The organism is Pseudomonas jessenii, assembly GCF_002236115.1.
Classification (GTDB): Bacteria; Pseudomonadota; Gammaproteobacteria; order Pseudomonadales; family Pseudomonadaceae; genus Aquipseudomonas; species Aquipseudomonas jessenii.
Map to the genome: position 1 here is coordinate 315,469 of NZ_NIWT01000009.1, position 19,450 is coordinate 334,918.

Below are 19,450 nucleotides of genomic sequence, written 5' to 3' on the forward strand. Positions count from 1 at the left end.
GATTAGAAGCCTATGTCCCTGATAGTTCTACTGCTTCTGCCTTTCATAGGCAGCTGTTTGGCGGCCGTGTTGCCGCACAATGCCCGTAACGCCGAATCCCTGCTGGCTGGCCTGATCGCCCTGATCGGCACCGTTCAGGTCGCCTTCCTGTACCCGCAGATCGCCGATGGCGGCGTCATTCGCGAAGAGTTTTCATGGCTGCCCAGCCTGGGCCTGAACTTCGTCCTGCGCATGGACGGTTTCGCCTGGCTGTTCTCCATGCTGGTGCTGGGCATCGGCACCCTGGTTTCGTTGTACGCGCGCTACTACATGTCGCCGAACGATCCGGTGCCGCGATTCTTCGCGTTTTTCCTGGCCTTCATGGGCGCCATGCTCGGGCTGGTGATCTCCGGCAACCTGATCCAGATCGTGTTTTTCTGGGAGCTGACCAGCCTCTTCTCGTTCCTGTTGATTGGCTACTGGCACCATCGCGCCGATGCCCGGCGCGGCGCCTACATGGCGCTGATGGTGACCGGTGCGGGCGGTTTGTGCCTGCTGGCGGGGGTCATGCTGCTCGGCCATGTGGTCGGCAGCTATGACCTGGACAAGGTCCTGGCCGCCGGCGATCTGATTCGCGCCCATGCCCTCTACCCGATTCTATTACCCCTGATCCTGATCGGCGCCTTGAGCAAAAGCGCACAGTTCCCCTTCCATTTCTGGCTGCCCCACGCCATGGCCGCGCCGACGCCCGTATCGGCGTACCTGCACTCGGCGACCATGGTCAAGGCCGGGGTTTTCCTGCTCGCACGGCTATGGCCCTCGCTTTCGGGCAGTGAAGAATGGTTCTACATCGTCAGCGGCGCCGGCGCCTGCACCCTGCTGCTCGGGGCGTATTGCGCGATGTTCCAGAACGACCTCAAGGGATTGCTGGCCTACTCGACCATCAGCCACCTGGGCCTGATCACCCTGTTGCTTGGCTTGAACAGCCCGCTGGCCGCCGTCGCCGCGGTGTTCCACATCCTCAACCATGCGACGTTCAAGGCCTCGCTGTTCATGGCCGCCGGGATCATCGACCACGAAAGTGGCACCCGCGATATCCGCAAACTCAGCGGCCTGTACAAGCTGATGCCGTTTACCGCCACCCTGGCCATGGTCGCCAGCGCCTCGATGGCCGGCGTGCCGTTGCTCAATGGCTTCCTGTCCAAGGAAATGTTCTTCGCCGAAACCGTCTTCATCAATGCCACGCGCTGGATCGAACTGAGCTTGCCGATCGTGGCAACCATTGCCGGTACCTTCAGCGTGGCTTACTCCCTGCGCTTCACCGTGGATGTGTTTTTCGGCCCGCCCGCGACCGACCTGCCACACACACCCCACGAGCCACCACGCTGGATGCGCGCGCCGGTCGAGTTGCTGGTGTTCGCCTGCCTGCTGGTGGGAATTTTCCCGGCCCAGATAGTCGGCCCGCTGCTCGCGGCGGCGGCGCAACCGGTAGTCGGCGGCACGCTGCCCGAGTACAGCCTGGCCATCTGGCACGGCCTGAACGCACCGATGATCATGAGCCTGATCGCATTGTCCTGCGGCACCCTGCTCTATCTGCTGCTGCGCAATCAATTCAAGCGCGGACGTTTCGATCGTCCGCCCGTCATCGGTCGCCTGGACGGCAAGCACCTGTTCGAATGTACGCTGGTCGCCATCATGCGCCTGGCCCGTCGCCTGGAGCCCCGGATTGGCACCAGGCGCCTGCAAATGCAGTTGTTCCTGGTAGTGCTCGCCGCCGTACTGGCCGGGTTGATTCCCATGCTCCACAGCAGCCTTCACTGGGGTGACCGGCCGAAAATCCCGGGGTCGATCGTCTTCGTCACCTTGTGGTTGCTGGCCATCGCCTGCGCCCTTGGCGCGGCCTATCAGGCCAAGTATCACCGTCTCGCGGCCCTGACCATGGTCAGCGTCTGCGGCCTGATGACCTGCGTCACCTTCGTCTGGTTTTCCGCGCCGGACCTGGCCCTGACCCAACTGGCGGTCGAAGTGGTGACCACGGTGCTGATCCTGCTGGGCCTGCGCTGGCTGCCACGACGGATCGAGGAGGTCTCGCCGTTGCCGGGCAGCCTGCGCCGGGCGCGGGTGCGGCGTATCCGCGACTTGCTGCTGTCGACCGCGGTCGGTGTCGGCATGGCGTTGCTGGCCTACGCCATGCTGACGCGCCAGACCCCCAACGATATTTCCTCGTTCTATCTCAGTCGCGCCTTGCCCGAAGGCGGCGGCAGCAACGTGGTCAACGTGATGCTGGTGGACTTCCGTGGTTTCGACACCCTCGGTGAAATCACCGTGCTGGTGGCCGTGGCGCTGACCGTGTACGCCCTGCTGCGCCGCTTCCGCCCGCCCAAAGAAAGCCTGCAACTGCCGGCCCAGCAACGCTTGCTCGCGCCGGATGTGGTGACCGACCTGGTCAACCCGCGTCACGCCAGCGACACCGCGCTCGGTTTCATGATGGTGCCGGCGGTGCTGGTGCGCCTGCTGTTGCCGGTGGCGCTGGTGGTCTCGTTCTACCTGTTCATGCGCGGGCACAATCAACCGGGCGGCGGTTTTGTCGCCGGGCTGGTGATGTCGGTGGCGTTCATCCTGCAATACATGGTCGCCGGCACGCAGTGGGTCGAGGCGCAAATGAGCCTGCGGCCACTGCGCTGGATGGGCACGGGACTGATGATTGCCACGACCACGGGCCTGGGCGCGATGGTCGTCGGCTATCCGTTCCTGACCACCCACACCTGGCATTTCTCGTTGCCGCTGCTGGGTGACATTCACCTGGCCAGCGCGCTGTTCTTCGACATCGGTGTGTACGGCGTGGTGGTCGGCTCGACCCTGTTGATCCTCACCGCCCTCGCCCACCAATCGGTGCGCGGCCACAAAACCGCCGCCCAGCCCAGATCCGTTGCCGCCAAAGGAGCCGTCTGATGGAAGAAGTCATCGCAATCGCCATCGGCGTACTGGCCGCGTCCGGCGTCTGGCTGATCCTGCGCCCACGGACGTTCCAGGTGGTCATGGGCCTGTGCCTGCTGTCCTACGGGGTCAATCTGTTCATCTTCAGCATGGGCAGCCTGTTCATCGGCAAGGAACCGATCATCAAGGACGGCGTGCCGCAGGACCTGTTGCATTACACCGACCCGCTGCCGCAGGCACTGGTGTTGACGGCGATCGTCATCAGCTTTGCCATGACCGCGCTGTTCCTGGTAGTGCTGTTGGCTTCCCGGGGCCTGACCGGCACCGACCATGTGGATGGCCGGGAGCCCAAAGAATGATGGCGATGACTCACCTGATCGTCGCACCCATTCTGCTGCCGCTGCTGACCGCCGCGATCATGCTGATGCTCGGCGAGAAGCACCGGCCGCTCAAGGCCAGGATCAATCTGTTCTCCAGCCTGCTCGGGCTGGGCATTGCCGTGGCGTTGTTGCAATGGACACAGACCACCGGCGTGCCCGGCTCCATCGGTGTGTACCTGCCGAGCAACTGGCAAGTGCCGTTCGGCCTGGTGTTGGTGGTCGACCGCCTGTCGGCGCTGATGCTGGTGCTGACCGGCATCATCGGCGTCAGTGCCCTGCTGTTCGCCATGGCCCGCTGGGACAGTGCCGGTTCGAGTTTTCACGCGCTGTTCCAGATCCAGTTGATGGGCCTTTACGGCGCGTTCCTCACCGCGGACCTGTTCAACCTGTTCGTGTTCTTCGAGGTGCTGCTGGCCGCGTCCTACGGCTTGATGCTCCACGGTTCGGGCCGGGCGCGGGTGTCGTCGGGGCTGCATTACATCTCGATCAACCTGCTGGCCTCGTCGCTGTTCCTGATTGGCGCGGCGCTGATCTATGGGGTCACCGGCACGCTGAACATGGCCGACCTGGCGGTGAAAATCCCGCTGGTGTCCGAAGCTGATCGCGGTTTGCTGCACGCTGGCGCGGGGATCCTGGCCATCGCGTTCCTGGCCAAGGCCGGCATGTGGCCGCTGAACTTCTGGCTGGTACCGGCCTACTCCTCGGCCAGCGCGCCGGTGGCGGCGATGTTCGCGATCATGACCAAGGTCGGCGTTTACACCTTGCTGCGCCTGTGGACGCTGCTGTTCTCCGCCCAGGCCGGGGCATCGGCGTTCTTTGGCGGCGACTGGCTGATCTACGGCGGGATGGCGACCATCGTCTGCGCTGCCATTGCGATCCTCGCCGCGCAACGCCTGGAGCGCATGGCCAGCCTGAGCATCCTGGTGTCGGCGGGCATTCTGTTGTCGACCATCGGCTTCGCCCAGCCGAACCTGGTTGGCGCGGCGCTGTTCTATCTGTTCAGCTCGACCCTGGCGTTGAGCGCCCTGTTCCTGCTGGCCGAGCTGATCGAGCGCTCGCGCTCGGCCAACGAAGTCCTGCTCGAAGATGAAGCCGAACTGCTGCCGCGGCCACTGGAATCCCTGCATCCGCCCAAAGGCACCAACCTCGACGACGACCAGAAAGCCGTGGTCGGCCAGGTGATTCCCTGGACCATGGCGTTTCTCGGCCTGAGCTTCATCGCCTGCGCCTTGCTGATCATCGGCATGCCGCCGCTCTCTGGCTTTATCGGCAAACTCGGGTTGATCGGCGCCCTGCTCAATCCGCTAGGCCTGGGCAACAGCGGCGACACACCGGTTTCCAACGCCGCGTGGGGCCTGTTGGTGTTGTTGATCGTGTCTGGGCTGGCATCGCTGATCGCGTTCTCGCGCCTGGGCATCCAGCGTTTCTGGACGCCTGCGGAACGACCATCGCCCCTGTTGCGACGCCTTGAATGCGTACCGATCTTCGCCCTGCTGGGCCTGAGCATTGCGCTGACCTTCAAGGCCGATCCGCTGCTGCGCTACACCCAGGCCGCCGCCGAAGCCCTGTACAACCCGCAGCAATACGTGATGGCGGTGCTCGACACACGCGTCGTACCGAACCCGTCGGCCGTAGTGGCCCCGCAGGAGGTGCAGCCATGAAGCGCCTTTTTCCGGCACCGCTGCTATCGCTGGCCCTGTGGCTGCTGTGGCTGTTGCTGAACCTGTCGATCAGCCCCGGCAACCTGCTGCTGGGTGCCGCGCTGGGATTCTGTGCGCCATTGATGATGCGCAGGCTGCGTCCGCTGCCGGTGCGCATCCGTCGTCCCTGGGTAATCCTGCACCTGATCCTGGTGGTCGGGCGCGATGTGCTGGTGTCCAACCTCGCCGTGGCCTGGAGCGTGCTCAATGCCGGTCGCCGCCCGCCTCGCTCGCAATTCATCAAGGTGCCGCTGGACTTGCGTGACGCCAACGGCCTGGCCGCGCTGTCGATGATCACCACGGTGGTTCCCGGTACAGTCTGGTCGGAGCTGGCGCTGGACCGCAGCATTCTGCTGTTGCACGTCTTCGACCTGGACGATGAGGCGCTGTTCATCCAGCACTTCAAGGCGACCTACGAACGTCCGCTGATGGAGATTTTCGAATGAGCCCCTTGCTGTCGAACGCGATCCTGCTGAGCCTGTTCTTCTTTTCCCTGGCGATGATCCTGACCCTGATCCGCCTGTTCAAGGGGCCGTCGGCCCAGGATCGGGTTCTGGCGCTGGACTACCTGTACATCGTCGCGATGCTGATGATGCTGGCGCTGGGTATACGTTATGCCAGTGACACCTACTTCGAGGCGGCGTTGCTGATCGCACTGTTCGGTTTCGTCGGCTCGTTCGCCCTGGCGAAATTCCTGCTGCGTGGTGAGGTGATCGAATGAATACGCCATTGTCGTTGTGGGTGGAGATCCCGGTGGCGATCCTGCTGGTGCTCGGCAGTCTGTTTGCCTTGATCGGCGCCACGGGCCTGCTGCGCATGAAGGACTACTTCCAGCGCATGCACCCACCGGCCCTGGCCTCGACGCTCGGGACCTGGTGCGTGGCGCTGGCTTCGATCATCTATTTTTCGGCGCTCAAGTCCGCGCCGGTATTGCACGCCTGGCTGATTCCGATCCTGCTGGCGATTACCGTGCCGGTGACCACCTTGCTGTTGGCCCGGGCGGCGCTGTTTCGTAAACGCATGGCCGGGGATGATGTGCCGGCTGAGGTGAGCAGCCGGCGGACGGAGAGCGGTAGTTAGAGCAAAGATTTGTGTTGCCTCATCGCGAGCAAGCTCGCTCCCACAGGGTTCAGCGCAATCCCTGTGGGAGCGAGCTTGCTCGCGATGAGGCCAGTATTTTCACTACAGAAACGTCGCTTGATCAGACCCAGGCCACCGCCAACAACCCCGCCCCCAGCACCACACACAACGGCGAGTAAACCCAGGTGTCGAGCCGGGCAAATTTCGAGCCTTTGACCTCTTTGAAAAAGCCCACCAGATCCGAATCGCCAATGGCCCGGGCAAACAGCAAGATCGCAATCGCACTGAGCACCCACTGCAACGACCAGTGATGCAAGGGTGGCAGGCACCAACCCACCCGCAAGCACACCAACACGGCAATCAACAGCAACAGCCCGGCCACCACCAGCGTGATCCAGCCTCGCGGTTTAAACGCCGGTCGCAGTTGCGCGCTGCCCGCCTGAGGTACTTGCGGGACCGCCGCCACCGCCGCCCACTCGCCACCCAACGCCCAATACACATGCACCAGACTGATCGCGGCGAAGATCGTCACCAGCGATTGAGCCAACACCAGGGTCATGGTTCAGAGATCCTTGAAAGGGAAATGAACTGAACATTGTAGGAGCTACCGCAGGCTGCGATGTTTTGATTTTGCATTTCCATGACAAAGATCAAAAGATCCCGACCTGCGGCAGCGCCTACAGGGCGGCGGAGACTTTATCTGCCACGTCCTTGGGCAGCCAGGCCCGCCAGACGTCCGGATGGGCCTTCATGAACGCCTCTGCCGCCTGACGCGGCGGTGTATGTTTCTCGCTCATCTCGGCCAGTGCCTTGTTCAGCGGGTCGATTGGAAAGTCGACCTTGGCAAAGAACTCGGCAATCTGCGGATATTGCTTCTGGAAGGGGGTGGACACACCGATCGACAGCTTGGAGGCCAGGGAACGGGTCGGCTTGGGATTGGGGTTGTCGGCGTCGGTCAGGGTCTTCCAGGCTTCGGCGTCGAACGGTGGCTCTTCGAGTTGAATCAGCTTGAAGCGGCCGAGCAACGGCGTGGGCGACCAGTAGTAAAACAGCACCGGCTTGCCACGATGAATGGACGAACTGATCTCCGCATCCAGTGCCGCCCCCGAACCGCTACGGAAATTCACGTAGCTGTCGTCCAGCCCATACGCCTTGAGCTTCTGCTTGTTGACCACTTCCGAGGTCCAGCCGATAGGGCTGTTGAGGAAACGTCCCTTGGTCGGGGCTTCCGGATCCTTGAACACGTCTTTGTAACGCGGCAGGTCGCTGACACTGCGCAGGTCCGGCGCCAGCGGCTTGATGCCCTTGGCCGGGTCGCCCTTGATCACATATTCCGGCACCCACCAGCCTTCGGTAGCCCCCTTGACCGTATCGCCGAGGCTGACGACCTTGCCTTCGGCTTCCGCCTTGACCCACACCGGGCTGCGACCGGCCCACTCTTCGCCAATGACCTGGATGTCATTGTTGGCCAGCGCGGTTTCCAGAGTGATGGTGGTGCCCGGCAACGTATCGGTCGGCAGCCCGTAGCCCTTCTCGACAATGATGCGCAGGACATCGGTAATCAGGCTGCCGCTTTCCCAGTTCAGGTCGGCAAAGTGGATCGGCGCCTGGGCGGCAGACACCGGGGCGGGCGTCGCCAGCAAACCGAAAGTGGCCAGGACCGCAGCCAGCAACCGTCGAAATCCGTTCATGCTTTTGCACCTCGTGCTGTTCACAGCAATAGCAGGGTGGCCTGGCAGTAGACCGCGAAGCCTCTGAACACTCAGTCCATTGACTGTAGTAGAGGTTCCTGCTTTCGAGGTGCATGGGTCAGTTTTCGCAGGTTTCCTGCAAACGCATCAGTTCTCGTCTGACCATGCTGGCGTAGGGTGCCGGTTGCAGTTGGTAAAGCTGTGACGCCACCCAATTCAGCCAGGCTCCCTGCAGAATGGTCTTCTGCCCGAACAGCCGCCGCGCTTCGTCTTGAGCACTGGCCAGGTTCTGTTCGTGGAAATCGGCGCGGGTCAGGGTCATCACTCGCTGGCCTTGAAGGTCACCAGCTCGCCCTTGCGCCACTTGGCCGCTTTGGCGGTCACGGCCTTGAGGGTCTTGGTCAGGCCTTCCTGCAACTGTTGATGGGCAGCGAACACCATCACCACGCTGTGACCTTCCTTGAACACGATCCCCTGACCGTCGGCTGTAGTCACGAAGGCGTAATCGCCTATTCCGTAGACCGTCAGCTTGATGTCACGAAACCTGATGTCCAGCTTGCCACCTTCGCGGCTGGGCAGCACGGACGCGCTGAAATGATCGCCGACCTTGAGCTTGAGTCCGGGCTTGTCGTCCACAACCAGGGCTGACTCGGTGTCGATTTCGGCAATGTAAATGCCTTCTGCGTTCTGTTCGGTGATGTAAACGAAACGTGACTGAAACTGCTTGACCAGCTTTGCACGCAAATCACCCAGCACGAACAAAGCATGCATATCGAGATTACTTACTGCCAAGGAAACATCCCCACATCTGAATAATGGTGCCGTGCGCGAAAAATGAACGCACAGCCAAAAAAGCGGCAATGCCGAAGGTGTAGCCAAAGAACCCGGGTTGAGGTCCTGAATGAGCAGTGCACTCATTCATCACGAAGCTTGAGAAGACTACTGGAACGTCACTCACGTCGTCCTGACTGGCGTTCGTCACAGGTTGAAGGAAAACACCCTTCCTGCTGCCAGAAAATTATGGACTATCAACTTCGGGGAAAAATCTCATCAAGAAAAAAACTTTTCCTACATATCGTCCGCAAAAAATTGCTTTAGATAAACGTCATTCACCCACCAGTGAGGGTGATTCTAGAGCAGCGATGCTCTTGGAGACTAGCCAAAACGACGTACATACGTCGGTAAACAATGAAAAGGACTTCATATGTGCACGCTGACCCACTTTGCCTATCCCTTGGTGCCTGACTCGAAAACAGCACCAACCCCGCACCCGACACGGTTCTGCCTCCATGAACCAGCTCCCGATGCCTCGACCCGCCCGCGATTTCAAGTGGTAATGGCGGGCATTGCCTTCTTTCACATCAAGGATATTTCTACAGGCTGCGTAAGAGGTTTCCGAGCCAATCATAACGAAGCCTGTGCCCTCGCCCGGTTTCTTGAATCACACGGTTGACTAGCCCACCGCACTCGCTTCCATCGACGTTTCGTCTGCCCGTCGACTTATCTCAGCCGTCGACGGGCAACTACTGCCATACTGCCCGCCCAATAAAACGGATCCGCAGAAAATCGGGTGCGTTGACAACAACAATGTATTTCCAAGGGAAGTCGGCAACGTGACGGAATTTGATATCGGCGAGTTTTTTATCCGGGGTGAAGCCAGAGAAGTCGAAGGTGAATTCCAGGCCGTGATTGTCATGCGGGCCAAACCACCGCTCAAGACCGTGACGTATCACCAGGTCGAAAAGGATCGCTGGTTCAAAACCCCGGATGTCGCCGCCATCGCGGCCCAGGAATCGGCCAGGGAACTCAAGGCCGCGGTCGATGCGGGCGCATTGAAAGCCTGATTGTCGGGTTGGCGGTCTATGCTCATTGTTGCACTTGAACATTGCGATCGAACTCCACCGGTGCGGCGCCCTCGAATCCAGGGTGCGCCTCGTCCCTCGACCCGACCGATGACCTGCAAGGAGATGAAGATGGAATCACCGACACATGACTTGAAAGGCCTGTTCGACCAACTCGGCCTGGACTCCAGTCAGAAAGCGATCGACGACTTCATTGCCGGCCATTCCCTGCCTGACGACAAGAAACTCATCGACGCCGAGTTCTGGTCACCGCAACAGGCCGGCTTCCTCAAGGAACAATTGCGCGAAGACGCTGACTGGGCGCGGGTGGTCGACGACCTGAACCTGCGCATGCACCAGACCCACTGACAACTTCAATGCAGGCTGCCAGGACTTTCGGCGCTCAATTGCGCCAGCCAGGCAGCCTTGCACTCCTCCGCTTCGTCGCGACTGGAGAACGCCGTGCCCCGGCGCTCGCCATTGAGCAACACTACCCAGCAAACCTTGCGTCCCATGGAACGAAGATTGGCAGGTACTCCGCTGCCGATCATGACCGCGACATCAACTTTGCCTTGCATGCTGCCCCCGAACTTCATTAGCAACCTAATTAGTAGATATGTTAATTAGTTTTCCAGCGAGGAAACAGCAAAAGCCTGCACAGGTTAATTGCAGAACTTGCAACAATCACCCGGCAGCACGGCGTTTCTAGCGCGGCTTTTCCGGTTTGTAACCCAGGCGCAAACCACCCCAGTGCCGGCCCTTGAGCATGATCGGCACCGAAAGATCGTGCATCAACTCTCCGGTATCACGGGTATAGGTTTGCAGCAGTACGGCCTTCTGATGGCTGCCGCAGCGGATCCCGGTGCGGTCAGCGAATTTGCGTTTGGTCCGGTTCTGCAAGGCATCGACCTGCGCGTCCCCCGTCAGCGGCTGGCTGAACACCTTGTTATGGGTCGGCACATAACCCTGTTGGGTGCAGGCGATGGCGAATACCAATCCTTCGTGACGCGGTAACAACGGTTCTTGAATCGCTGGCAAAACCTGATCGGTGTAACGGTCGAAACGCGTCTGGTACTTGGCCGGGCTGGTGTCGGGGATGACCTGGTAATTACGGTCGAACAGATCGTCGAGACTGATTCGACCGGCATCGATATCCGCTTCGAAACGCGCTGCAATCTGGCTCGCGGCGTCTCGGGCCAGGTCATAGATCCGCTGGTGATAGTCATCCAGCCCCACTTCGGCAAGACGCTCACTGATGGTTTCGGCTTGCCCTTCCATTTGCACCGCCGCATGGGCCAGGCGCTGAGTCTGCTGGTCGCTGACCACCAGATCGCTGCGCATCTGTTCGATGGCGTGAAACAGGCTGTCGAGTTGTTCGCGGTTGGTGTCTGCCCCTTGGGCGATCTCCCCGACCTGGGACTCGACACTGGCCGCGAGACGGGCAATGTTCTCCAGATGTTGCCCCGTCCGCTCTACCTGCTCCACACCGGAGTCAAGGTCGCTGGACAGCTGGCGGATCTGCTCCACCACCTGCGCCGTGCGATGCTGGATGTCGGCCACCATCTCGCCCACCTCCCCCGTGGCGGTCGCTGTGCGTGCGGCGAGCCCGCGAACCTCGTCGGCCACCACTGCAAACCCGCGACCGTGCTCCCCTGCCCGCGCCGCTTCTATCGCAGCGTTCAATGCCAGCAGATTGGTCTGGCTGGCGATGGATTGAATCACCAGGGTCACCCGCTGGATATCATCGCTGCGCAGGCTCAAGGCTTCGATCAGTTCACGGCTGTTGCTGGCGCGCTGGCTGAGCTGATGCATACGCGAAATGGACTCGATCAATTCCGTACGCCCGACCACTCCGCTTTGATGAGCCTCGCTGGCGGCACTGAGCGCCTGGCGACTGAGGGTCGAGGTGGCCTGTTCGGTGGTGATCATGACCTCGGCATTGCTGACGATCTGTGCCGCCGACGTGAGCTGCGATTGCAGTTTGTCCGCCAGTTGCCGAACCGAAAACGCCACACCGGCGGCCGACAGTGCGTTATGGCTGGTGGTGCAGGAAAGATCGCGAGTCAACGCGCCGATGGCATTGGGGTTGTCGGGGCAAGCCGCCTGCGGGGTCGCGCGCGAACGCAAACGAGGCAGCCAGATAATCAATATGGCCAGGGGCAGGCCAAGGTAGAGCGACCCATCGCCCAGTGTCATGCCACTTAACAACAGCATCAGGGCGATGCTTTGCAGCGTTGGCGTCAGCCAGCGGTTTTTCGGCAACAGCACGGGTGCGGGCACTGCCGCAACCAGAGACCCGTCTTGCGTCATCATCGTCACCCCGTAAAGCTTCTAATTGTTGTCTTCGCATTAAACGCCACCATAAAGCCATTATCCATGAGCCTTTAGTCGCGAACGTTGCAGCAGATCAATAGAAGAACCGGGAAATCGAAGACGGCAGAAAACAAAGATCGCAGCCTGCAACAGCGCCCTACTTCAATTGCGTAGGAGCTGCCGCAGGCTGCGATCTTTTCAAGGCAGCCCGGATTAACGGGGCTGCCCCACAGAATCAGGCCTGACGCTGGTGCTTGTCGATTTGCTCGTGACGTTCCTGAGCTTCGATGCAGTACTTGGTGGTCGGGCTGATCAGCAGGCGCTTGAGGCCAATCGGCTCGCCGCTGTCGTCGCACCAGCCGAAGCTGTCTTCCTTGATGCGTTCCAGCGCTTGTTCCAACTGAGGCAGCATGCGCTGATCGCGATCGATCGCATTCACCAGCCAGGTGCGCTCTTCTTCGACCGAAGCCGCGTCTGCCGGATCGGCCGGGGTGTCCAGGCTTTCGATGGCGATGCGGTTCTGTTCGATGCGCTCATGGGTTTCGACTTTCATGTTCTGCAACAGCTCGGAGAAAAAAGCATGTTGCTCGGCATTCATGTAGTCATCCGCCGGCATGGCCAGCAACTTGTCCTTTGTCATTGATATCTCTATAAAAAAACGTGCATTAAGGCGAATAAGGGAGCGTTCCGGCAGGCCTGGGCAGGCCATCGGAAAGGCGCCGTTTGTTCCAAGCGCCACCCGGCACTCAATTTACGAGGGGCGGCAGTCTAAGGCCGACTTGAGGCCTCAGCAACTGAAAAGACAGCGAATTTGTCCGACAAAGCCCTGAAAATGCTCTACGGCAGGCTTTGAGGCGGTAATCGGAGTGCGTTTATAGCAAGAAATTCAATCGAGCGGCTGTATATAGATGACAAACGGCCTGGACCGGGCATTTTTCACTGTCATTTGCAGGGCTGCGAACCTCAGCTAAGGTTGTCCCTCCCGAAATGGCCATATAAAGGAAAGGACCATGAAGCTGATCGGTATGCTGGATTCGCCCTACGTACGGCGCGCCGCCATTTCTGCCAAATGCCTGGGAATCACGCTGGAACATCAATCGGTCTCGGTGTTCCGCCACTTCGAACAATTCCAGCAGATCAACCCGGTGGTCAAGGCGCCCACCCTGGTGCTGGATGACGGTGAAGTGTTGATGGACTCGACGCTGATCATCGACTACCTGGAAACCCTGGCCAACAAAAGCCTGATGCCCGTCGAACCGCGCCGGCGCCTGCGCGCGTTGCGCCTGATCGGCCTGGCCCTGACCGCCTGCGAAAAATCCGTGCAGCTTTACTACGAGCGCAACCTGCGGCCTGCAGAGATTCAATTCGAACCCTGGGTGCAGCGGGTCGAAGGACAGCTGACGGCGGCCTATTCAGCGCTGGAGCGGGAGCTGGAAAAGCAGCCGCTGAAGACTGACGGTCCGATTGAGCAGGACGGCATCACGCTGGCGGTGGCCTGGAGCTTCACCAATCTGGTGGTGCCGGACCAGGTGAGTGCGGCGCAGTTTCCGCGGATCGCAGCGTTCACGAAGTATGCCGAGGAACTAGAGGTGTTTGTCAGTACGCCGATTGACTGACAGATTCGTTTTGCCTGATCTGCCGTCATCGCGAGCAAGCTCGCTCCCACAGTAATTTTCGTCGTACGCGGGCTTTGTGTTCGACATCAATCCGTTGTGGGAGCGAGCTTGCTCGCGATGGCGTCGTGTCAGTCGACACATGAATTGCCTGTCAGCCCGCTATCGCGAGCTAGATGAAAGTTAATTTATTAAGTCGCGGGCAATTCTTGGCAAAATGCTCGCAACTTCGTATTGAACTGCTTATCAGGCCAGCCCTATGACCCGCATCTTGACCATCGAAGACGACGCCGTGACCGCCCGGGAGATTGTCGCCGAACTGAGTAGCCACGGCCTGGACGTCGACTGGGTCGACAATGGCCGCGAAGGGCTGGAGCGTGCGGTCAGCGGCAACTACGACCTGATCACCCTCGACCGCATGTTGCCCGAGCTCGATGGCCTGGCGATCGTCACCACGCTGCGGACCATGGGCGTGGCCACGCCGATCCTGATGATCAGCGCGCTGTCCGACGTCGATGAACGCGTGCGCGGCCTGCGCGCCGGCGGCGACGACTACCTGACCAAACCCTTCGCCACCGATGAAATGGCCGCCCGGGTTGAAGTCCTGCTGCGCCGGCAGAACACCGTGACCGCCCAGGCCACCACTTTGCGAGTGGCGGATCTGGAACTGAACCTGATCAGCCACGAAGCCAGTCGCGACGGTCAGCTGCTGACGCTGTTGCCCACCGAGTACAAACTGCTGGAATTCCTGATGCGCAACACCGGGCAAATCCTCTCGCGGATGATGATTTTCGAAGAGGTCTGGGGTTACCACTTCGATCCCGGCACCAACCTGATCGACGTACACATCGGCCGTCTGCGCAAGAAGATCGACCCGCCTGGCAATGCCCCACTGATTCGGACCGTGCGAGGCTCGGGTTATGTCATTGCCGAACCCGTCTAAAGGCTGGCGCTCTTCCAGCAGCCGTCTGCTGGCGCTCTACAGTTCGCTGTTTGTGATCTGGAGCGGGATTCTCATGGGGGTCATGTACTACGAGGTTTCCGCTTACCTGGACAACCTGGCCAAGCATTCGCTGATGCAACGCCAGCACCTGTTTTCACGCTTCTCCGGCGAGCAACTGGTGGACGCCCTCGCCGTCAGCATGACCTTCGACATCCGCGGCATCGACGCCTACGGCCTGTTCGATGCCCGGCACCATTACCTCAGCGGCGCCCTGCGCTACATTCCGAACGGCTTGCCACTCGATGGCAAGATCCACATGTTGCGCGATTGCGATGCCTCCGGCGACAGCGACGAGCAGACGCTGCCCGCCGACAGTTGTGACGCCGTGGCGACCCGCACCCTCGACGGCCGCTGGCTGGTGCTGGTGCGCGACAACGGTTCGTTGTTTGCCGTGACCCGGATCATCCTTCACGCCTTGTTCTGGGGTGTGACCCTGACCATCGTGCCGGGCATCGTCGGCTGGTATTTGCTGCGCCGCCGCCCGTTGCGGCGCATTCGCGGGATTCAGGCCAGTGCCGAGGCCATCGTCGCCGGCGACCTGAGCCGACGCTTGCCACTGTCCAATCGGCGTGACGAACTGGACATGCTCGCCGCCATCGTCAACGCCATGCTCGAACGCATCGAGCGCTTGATGAACGAGGTCAAGGGCGTGTGCGACAACATCGCCCATGACCTGCGCACGCCCCTGACCCGTCTGCGCGCGCAGCTTTACCGCATGCAGCAACAAGCCGGCGAAGGCTCGCCGCAGGCCATGCAACTGGACCTGGTGCTGGCCGAGGCCGATACGCTGATGGCACGTTTCCGAGGCTTGCTGCGGATCTCCGAGCTGGAAGATCGTCAGCGTCGCTCCGGTTTCGTCCAAGTGGACCCGGTGGCGTTGCTGCAAGAACTGCATGAGTTCTACCTGCCCCTGGCGGAAGACGATGACCTGGTGTTCCAACTTCACCTGCCCGCGTCATTGCCGCCCCTTAATGGCGACCGCGCGCTGATGTTCGAAGCGGTGGCGAACCTGCTCAGCAACTCGATCAAATTCACCCCGCCCGGCGGCGCAGTGATCCTGCGGGGGATCAATGATGGCGGGCACACGCGAATCGAAGTACTCGACTCCGGCCCGGGCATTCCCGAAGCGGAACGTGAAGCGGTGTTCCAGCGCTTCTATCGCGCCGAGGCGGGCAATCACAAAAGCGGCTTCGGGCTGGGGCTATCCATCGTCGCGGCGATTGTCAGTCTGCATGGGTTTACCCTGGAAGTGGGCAGCAGCGAACTGGGTGGCGCGCGGCTGGTGCTTGATTGTCGGGAGAGTCTGATTCCCCCGGCCTGATAAAAATCTGCCTGAACTGACACAAAACCTGTGGGAGCGAGCTTGCTCGCGATGGCGATCCGTCAGGCAATGATGATTCGCCTGACACTACGCTATCGCGAGCAAGCTCGCTCCCACAGTTGATTGATGTCGTACGCAGCATTTTTGCTCACTGGAATCCAGTGTGGGAGCGAGCCTGCTCGCGATGGCGGTACCTGTTTAAAGCACATGTTTAACGGCTGTCAGCGTAACTTGATGAAAGCTACAACGCCTTGCGCCATTGCCTACGGTTACGCCAGAATCCGCCGGCTTACGCGCCTTGAGTCCGGGCATTATCGTTAGCCGGTCGCTGAAAAACAGCGATCGGGTTTGGTAGCCCGGAGTACTGCGCGTAGCGCCACTTCAAGCAGTTGCTGCTTTTATGGTTGTCATGCGCAGGGCCTCTTCGGGGGCGCCGGTTCCAGTACTCCGGTCTACCAACCTGTGCATGGCCACCGCCCTTCGTTTGGTAGCGAAAGTGATGGCTCCAATTTTTACAGTACTGGAGTTCTATCGATGATCAAACCAACACCCAACCCCTCGGTAACAGATCCCGCCTCCCCCTACGAAAGCCCCGACTCAAAACAATTCCACGAAGCCGCCGAACGCGCCCTCAATCACTACCTCAACCCCGCCGCCAACATCATGGCCACGCCCCACAAACCGTCCACGATGTTCACCATCAACCCCGACATCGACACCGAAACCCTGCTGGCCCACGCCTGCGAGTCGCTGGCCTCAGCCAATGTGATGACCAACGATCTGGCGGGTTTTCTTGAGGGCTCGCACCGCAACACACTGCTGGGCATTGCACAGGTCATCATGCTGGGTGAATTGGCGGTGAACCGGGCGCTGGATCGACTTGATCCGCCTGAGTAAAGCTCCTACAGGGTTTGGTGCTTTACTGAAAAGATCCCAGCCCCCACCGAGCCATCACCATGAACCGCAACGACCTGCGCCGCGTGGACATGAACCTGCTGGTGATTTTCGAAACCCTGATGTTCGAGAAGAACCTGACCCGGGCCGGGGAAAAGCTGTTCCTCGGCCAGCCTGCCGTCAGCGCATCGCTGGCAAAATTGCGCGATCTGTTCGACGATCCGTTGCTGGTGCGCAATGGACGCACCCTGGAGCCGACGCTGCGGGCATTGCAGATTCTCAAGGAATTGCAGCCGGCAATGGACACCATTTCCGGGGCGGTCAGCCGGGCCAAGGATTTCGAGCCCTCCACCAGCCGCGATGTGTTTCGTATCGGACTGTCCGACGACGCCGAATTCGGACTGTTTCCGCCACTGCTCAAGCAGATTCGTGAAGAAGCGCAGAACGTGGTCGTGGTGGTGCGCCGAGTGAATTTCCTGCTGATGCCGTCGATGCTGGCCAGCGGCGAGATTTCCGTCGGCATCAGCTACACCACGGAATTGCCGGCCAATGCCAAGCGCAAGAAATTGCGCGACTTGAGCGTGAAGATCCTGCGTGGCGATGACCGCCCCGGCCCGTTGACCCTGGACGAGTTCTGCGAACGCCCTCACGCGCTGGTGTCGTTTTCCGGGGATCTGAGCGGCGCCATCGACAATGACCTGGCGCGGATCGGCCGTTCGCGCCGGGTGGTGCTGGCGGTGCCACAGTTCGCGGGGTTGCGGGCCTTGCTGGCGGGCACCGACATGCTCGCCACCGTGCCGGATTACGCGGCCAATGCGTTGATCGAAGGCAGCAGTCGTTTACGGGCGGACGATGCACCGTTTGATATCAACCTGTCCGAACTGTCGATGGTCTGGAACGGGGTCAACGATAACGATCCGGCAGAACGCTGGTTGCGCTCGAAAATTGCACAGCACATGGCGGCGCCACTATCGGGGCATTGATCGACTGCAGGAGCACCGGCTCGGACTCGCGCAGGTACACCGGCATGTCGGTCACCGGTGGCATGGCCGGAATCTCGAAGTACATCTGCACCACCCAGCCACGGTGATAGCTGGCGTGGTTGACCACGTGCATCAGCATCGCGCCGGCACTCATGGTGCCGCTTTCGCCTGAGACAAAGGTGAATTCCAGGGGCTTGTCCAGGGAGGCATCGGTTTGCCGGGCACTCCAGTCGCAGTACCAGCGATCGATGTTTTTTTGCGCCATGCGCAGTTCGGACAGATCGGCATGCAGCAGGTCGTGTGAAGTCTTGAAGCCATGCCCCCGGCCTTCAAGGTGCGCCTGCCAGATGCAATCGACCACGTACACGTGATTGAGGGTGCCAATCATGTTTTTGAACACCGACACCCGTTCTTTTTTGACTTCGCCCGGAGGGAGCGCCGCGAGGCTGTCAAAGAGGCGCTGATTGGCCCAGCGCTTGTAATCGGCCAGCAGGCAGGCAGTGCGTACGGTGATCATCAGAGTTCTCCGATGGCAGTAAGCGCATCCCCTAGCATAGACCCGATGGCCACAAAGCAGCGCCAGCCCTGATCATCGGTCGTCCAGGTGTTTCACCACCAACTCGGCGAGCGCCAGGCAACTGGTCAGCCCCGGTGACTCGATGCCGAACAGATTCACCAGCCCCGGCACGCCATGTTCGGCGCGAGCGCTGATGAGAAAGTCGGCGCTCAGCTCTGTCGGCCCGCTGATTTTCGGGCGAATGCCACTGTAGGCCGGTTGCAGGCTGTTGTCCGGCAACCCCGGCCAATAGCGGCGGATCGCCTGATAAAACCCCTCGGCCCGATTGGGCTCGACGCGGTAATCAATGTGCTCGACCCATTCAACATCCGGCCCGAAGCGCGCCTGCCCGCCCAGGTCCAGGGTCATGTGCACACCCAGTCCGGCGCTCTGCGGGGCCGGATACACCAGGTGGCGAAACGGCGCCCGGCCGCTGAAACTGAAATAACTGCCCTTGCACAAATGCGCCCGGGGAATGAATGCCCCAGGCAGTCCGACGATGCTGCTCGCCACCTCGGGAGCGGACAGCCCCGCGCAGTTGATCAATTCGCGACAGCACAGTGTCATGGGTTGACTGCCGCCCATGTGCAGCTCGAAACCCTGTTCGATGCAACGGGCAGACAGCAGCGGCGTGTGCAAGGCCAGCGTGGCGCCGAACCTCTGGGCATCGCCCTGGAGCGCCAGCATCAGCCCGTGGGAGTCGACAATGCCGGTAGACGGCGACCACAGCGCCGCGACGCAGGACAACGCCGGTTCAAGCTCCCGGGCCTGCGGGCCATCCAGCCATTGCAGGTCATCGACACCATTGGCACGCCCCTGCTGCAACAGGCGCTGCAAAGCCGCGTGCTGCTGCTCGTCGGTGGCCACTATCAGCTTGCCCACGCGCCGGTAATCGACACCGTGCTCATCGCAATAGGCGTAGAGACGCTGCTTACCCTCCACGCACAGCCGCGCCTTGAGGCTGCCGTCCGGATAATAGATGCCGGCGTGAATCACTTCTGAATTACGCGAACTGATGCCCGTGCCGATCCCCTCACTCGCCTCGACCACCAGCACTTCCCGCCCGTTCCTGGCCAGGGCCCTGGCCACCGCCAGGCCGACCACGCCGGCCCCGATCACCACGCTTTGAATATCGACGTTCAACGACCCTGCCTCCCTC

The 19,450-nt window shown here is 60.8% G+C and carries 23 protein-coding genes; 14 read left to right on the forward strand and 9 right to left on the reverse strand.

Annotated features, from left to right (window positions below; genetic code table 11):
* Positions 1 to 12 precede the first annotated feature (12 nt).
* The 6 genes from PSJE_RS28210 to PSJE_RS28235 are packed head-to-tail and all read left to right on the forward strand — an operon-like array spanning position 13 to position 6,076.
* The gene (locus tag PSJE_RS28210; RefSeq protein WP_090456432.1) at positions 13 to 2,931 is read left to right on the forward strand and encodes a monovalent cation/H+ antiporter subunit A; all 2,919 of its coding nucleotides are present in this window, start codon (positions 13 to 15) and stop codon (positions 2,929 to 2,931) included.
* The gene (locus PSJE_RS28215) at positions 2,931 to 3,275 is read left to right on the forward strand and encodes a Na+/H+ antiporter subunit C (protein ID WP_007986256.1); all 345 of its coding nucleotides are present in this window, start codon (positions 2,931 to 2,933) and stop codon (positions 3,273 to 3,275) included. The genes PSJE_RS28210 and PSJE_RS28215 overlap by 1 nt, the downstream gene beginning before the upstream one ends.
* Entirely contained in the window at positions 3,272 to 4,957 is a 1,686-nt protein-coding gene (locus PSJE_RS28220; protein WP_090456434.1) for a monovalent cation/H+ antiporter subunit D, read from the forward strand. Before PSJE_RS28215 ends, PSJE_RS28220 begins: the two co-directional genes overlap by 4 nt.
* On the forward strand, positions 4,954 to 5,442 hold the full coding sequence (locus PSJE_RS28225) for a Na+/H+ antiporter subunit E (protein WP_090456435.1): 489 nt from the start codon (positions 4,954 to 4,956) through the stop codon (positions 5,440 to 5,442). The genes PSJE_RS28220 and PSJE_RS28225 overlap by 4 nt, the downstream gene beginning before the upstream one ends.
* Complete coding sequence (locus tag PSJE_RS28230) at positions 5,439 to 5,717, forward strand: K+/H+ antiporter subunit F (protein WP_007986253.1); 279 nt, start codon at positions 5,439 to 5,441, stop codon at positions 5,715 to 5,717. The genes PSJE_RS28225 and PSJE_RS28230 overlap by 4 nt, the downstream gene beginning before the upstream one ends.
* Entirely contained in the window at positions 5,714 to 6,076 is a 363-nt protein-coding gene (locus tag PSJE_RS28235) for a Na+/H+ antiporter subunit G (protein WP_090456437.1), read from the forward strand. The genes PSJE_RS28230 and PSJE_RS28235 overlap by 4 nt, the downstream gene beginning before the upstream one ends.
* Before the next feature lie 121 nt (positions 6,077 to 6,197).
* Here PSJE_RS28235 and PSJE_RS28240 read toward each other — a convergent pair whose 3' ends face one another.
* From PSJE_RS28240 to PSJE_RS28255, 4 genes are all read right to left on the reverse strand, one after another.
* Positions 6,198 to 6,635: a DUF3995 domain-containing protein gene (locus tag PSJE_RS28240; protein WP_090456439.1), complete on the reverse strand. Its 438-nt coding sequence runs from the start codon at positions 6,633 to 6,635 to the stop codon at positions 6,198 to 6,200.
* A gap of 118 nt (positions 6,636 to 6,753) precedes the next feature.
* Positions 6,754 to 7,767 (reverse strand): ABC transporter substrate-binding protein, encoded by a 1,014-nt coding sequence (locus PSJE_RS28245; RefSeq protein WP_090456440.1) that lies wholly within the window; start codon positions 7,765 to 7,767, stop codon positions 6,754 to 6,756.
* Between the two features lie 118 nt (positions 7,768 to 7,885).
* Positions 7,886 to 8,089 carry a hypothetical protein gene (locus PSJE_RS28250; RefSeq protein WP_090456442.1) on the reverse strand — a complete coding sequence of 68 codons (204 nt, stop codon included), beginning with the start codon at positions 8,087 to 8,089 and terminating at the stop codon, positions 7,886 to 7,888.
* Entirely contained in the window at positions 8,089 to 8,538 is a 450-nt protein-coding gene (locus tag PSJE_RS28255) for a hypothetical protein (protein ID WP_172435400.1), read from the reverse strand. The genes PSJE_RS28250 and PSJE_RS28255 overlap by 1 nt, the downstream gene beginning before the upstream one ends.
* Before the next feature lie 433 nt (positions 8,539 to 8,971).
* Here PSJE_RS28255 and PSJE_RS31845 point away from each other — a divergent pair, with 433 nt between their 5' ends.
* From PSJE_RS31845 to PSJE_RS28270, 3 genes are all read left to right on the forward strand, one after another.
* Positions 8,972 to 9,220, forward strand: a complete 249-nt coding sequence (locus PSJE_RS31845; protein WP_090456444.1) for a hypothetical protein — start codon at positions 8,972 to 8,974, stop codon at positions 9,218 to 9,220.
* Between the two features lie 160 nt (positions 9,221 to 9,380).
* Positions 9,381 to 9,611 (forward strand): hypothetical protein, encoded by a 231-nt coding sequence (locus PSJE_RS28265; protein ID WP_007973761.1) that lies wholly within the window; start codon positions 9,381 to 9,383, stop codon positions 9,609 to 9,611.
* A gap of 129 nt (positions 9,612 to 9,740) precedes the next feature.
* Entirely contained in the window at positions 9,741 to 9,977 is a 237-nt protein-coding gene (locus PSJE_RS28270) for a DUF2789 domain-containing protein (RefSeq protein ID WP_007973758.1), read from the forward strand.
* A gap of 5 nt (positions 9,978 to 9,982) precedes the next feature.
* Here PSJE_RS28270 and PSJE_RS28275 read toward each other — a convergent pair whose 3' ends face one another.
* The 3 genes from PSJE_RS28275 to PSJE_RS28285 form a co-directional block, all read right to left on the reverse strand.
* Positions 9,983 to 10,186, reverse strand: coding sequence for a hypothetical protein (locus tag PSJE_RS28275; protein WP_090457950.1), 204 nt, complete (start codon positions 10,184 to 10,186; stop codon positions 9,983 to 9,985).
* Positions 10,187 to 10,313: 127 nt separating this feature from the next.
* Positions 10,314 to 11,921, reverse strand: a complete 1,608-nt coding sequence (locus tag PSJE_RS28280) for a methyl-accepting chemotaxis protein (RefSeq protein WP_408003778.1) — start codon at positions 11,919 to 11,921, stop codon at positions 10,314 to 10,316.
* A gap of 235 nt (positions 11,922 to 12,156) precedes the next feature.
* Positions 12,157 to 12,561, reverse strand: coding sequence for a TraR/DksA family transcriptional regulator (locus PSJE_RS28285; protein ID WP_007935965.1), 405 nt, complete (start codon positions 12,559 to 12,561; stop codon positions 12,157 to 12,159).
* A gap of 370 nt (positions 12,562 to 12,931) precedes the next feature.
* Here PSJE_RS28285 and PSJE_RS28290 point away from each other — a divergent pair, with 370 nt between their 5' ends.
* The 5 genes from PSJE_RS28290 (at position 12,932) to PSJE_RS28310 (ending at position 17,735) form a co-directional block, all read left to right on the forward strand.
* Positions 12,932 to 13,537, forward strand: a complete 606-nt coding sequence (locus PSJE_RS28290) for a glutathione S-transferase (RefSeq protein WP_090456445.1) — start codon at positions 12,932 to 12,934, stop codon at positions 13,535 to 13,537.
* A 256-nt stretch (positions 13,538 to 13,793) separates the two neighbouring features.
* The gene (locus PSJE_RS28295) at positions 13,794 to 14,477 is read left to right on the forward strand and encodes a response regulator transcription factor (RefSeq protein WP_090456447.1); all 684 of its coding nucleotides are present in this window, start codon (positions 13,794 to 13,796) and stop codon (positions 14,475 to 14,477) included.
* Positions 14,455 to 15,858, forward strand: coding sequence for a sensor histidine kinase (locus PSJE_RS28300; protein WP_090456449.1), 1,404 nt, complete (start codon positions 14,455 to 14,457; stop codon positions 15,856 to 15,858). Before PSJE_RS28295 ends, PSJE_RS28300 begins: the two co-directional genes overlap by 23 nt.
* Before the next feature lie 534 nt (positions 15,859 to 16,392).
* Positions 16,393 to 16,755, forward strand: coding sequence for a DUF6124 family protein (locus tag PSJE_RS28305; RefSeq protein ID WP_090456451.1), 363 nt, complete (start codon positions 16,393 to 16,395; stop codon positions 16,753 to 16,755).
* A 59-nt stretch (positions 16,756 to 16,814) separates the two neighbouring features.
* Complete coding sequence (locus tag PSJE_RS28310; protein ID WP_090456453.1) at positions 16,815 to 17,735, forward strand: LysR substrate-binding domain-containing protein; 921 nt, start codon at positions 16,815 to 16,817, stop codon at positions 17,733 to 17,735.
* Here PSJE_RS28310 and PSJE_RS28315 read toward each other — a convergent pair.
* Together PSJE_RS28315 and PSJE_RS28320 are read right to left on the reverse strand one after the other, a co-directional pair.
* Complete coding sequence (locus tag PSJE_RS28315) at positions 17,656 to 18,252, reverse strand: DinB family protein (protein ID WP_090456455.1); 597 nt, start codon at positions 18,250 to 18,252, stop codon at positions 17,656 to 17,658. The genes PSJE_RS28310 and PSJE_RS28315 overlap by 80 nt on opposite strands.
* Before the next feature lie 72 nt (positions 18,253 to 18,324).
* On the reverse strand, positions 18,325 to 19,434 hold the full coding sequence (locus PSJE_RS28320) for an NAD(P)/FAD-dependent oxidoreductase (protein ID WP_090456457.1): 1,110 nt from the start codon (positions 19,432 to 19,434) through the stop codon (positions 18,325 to 18,327).
* Positions 19,435 to 19,450 lie beyond the last annotated feature (16 nt).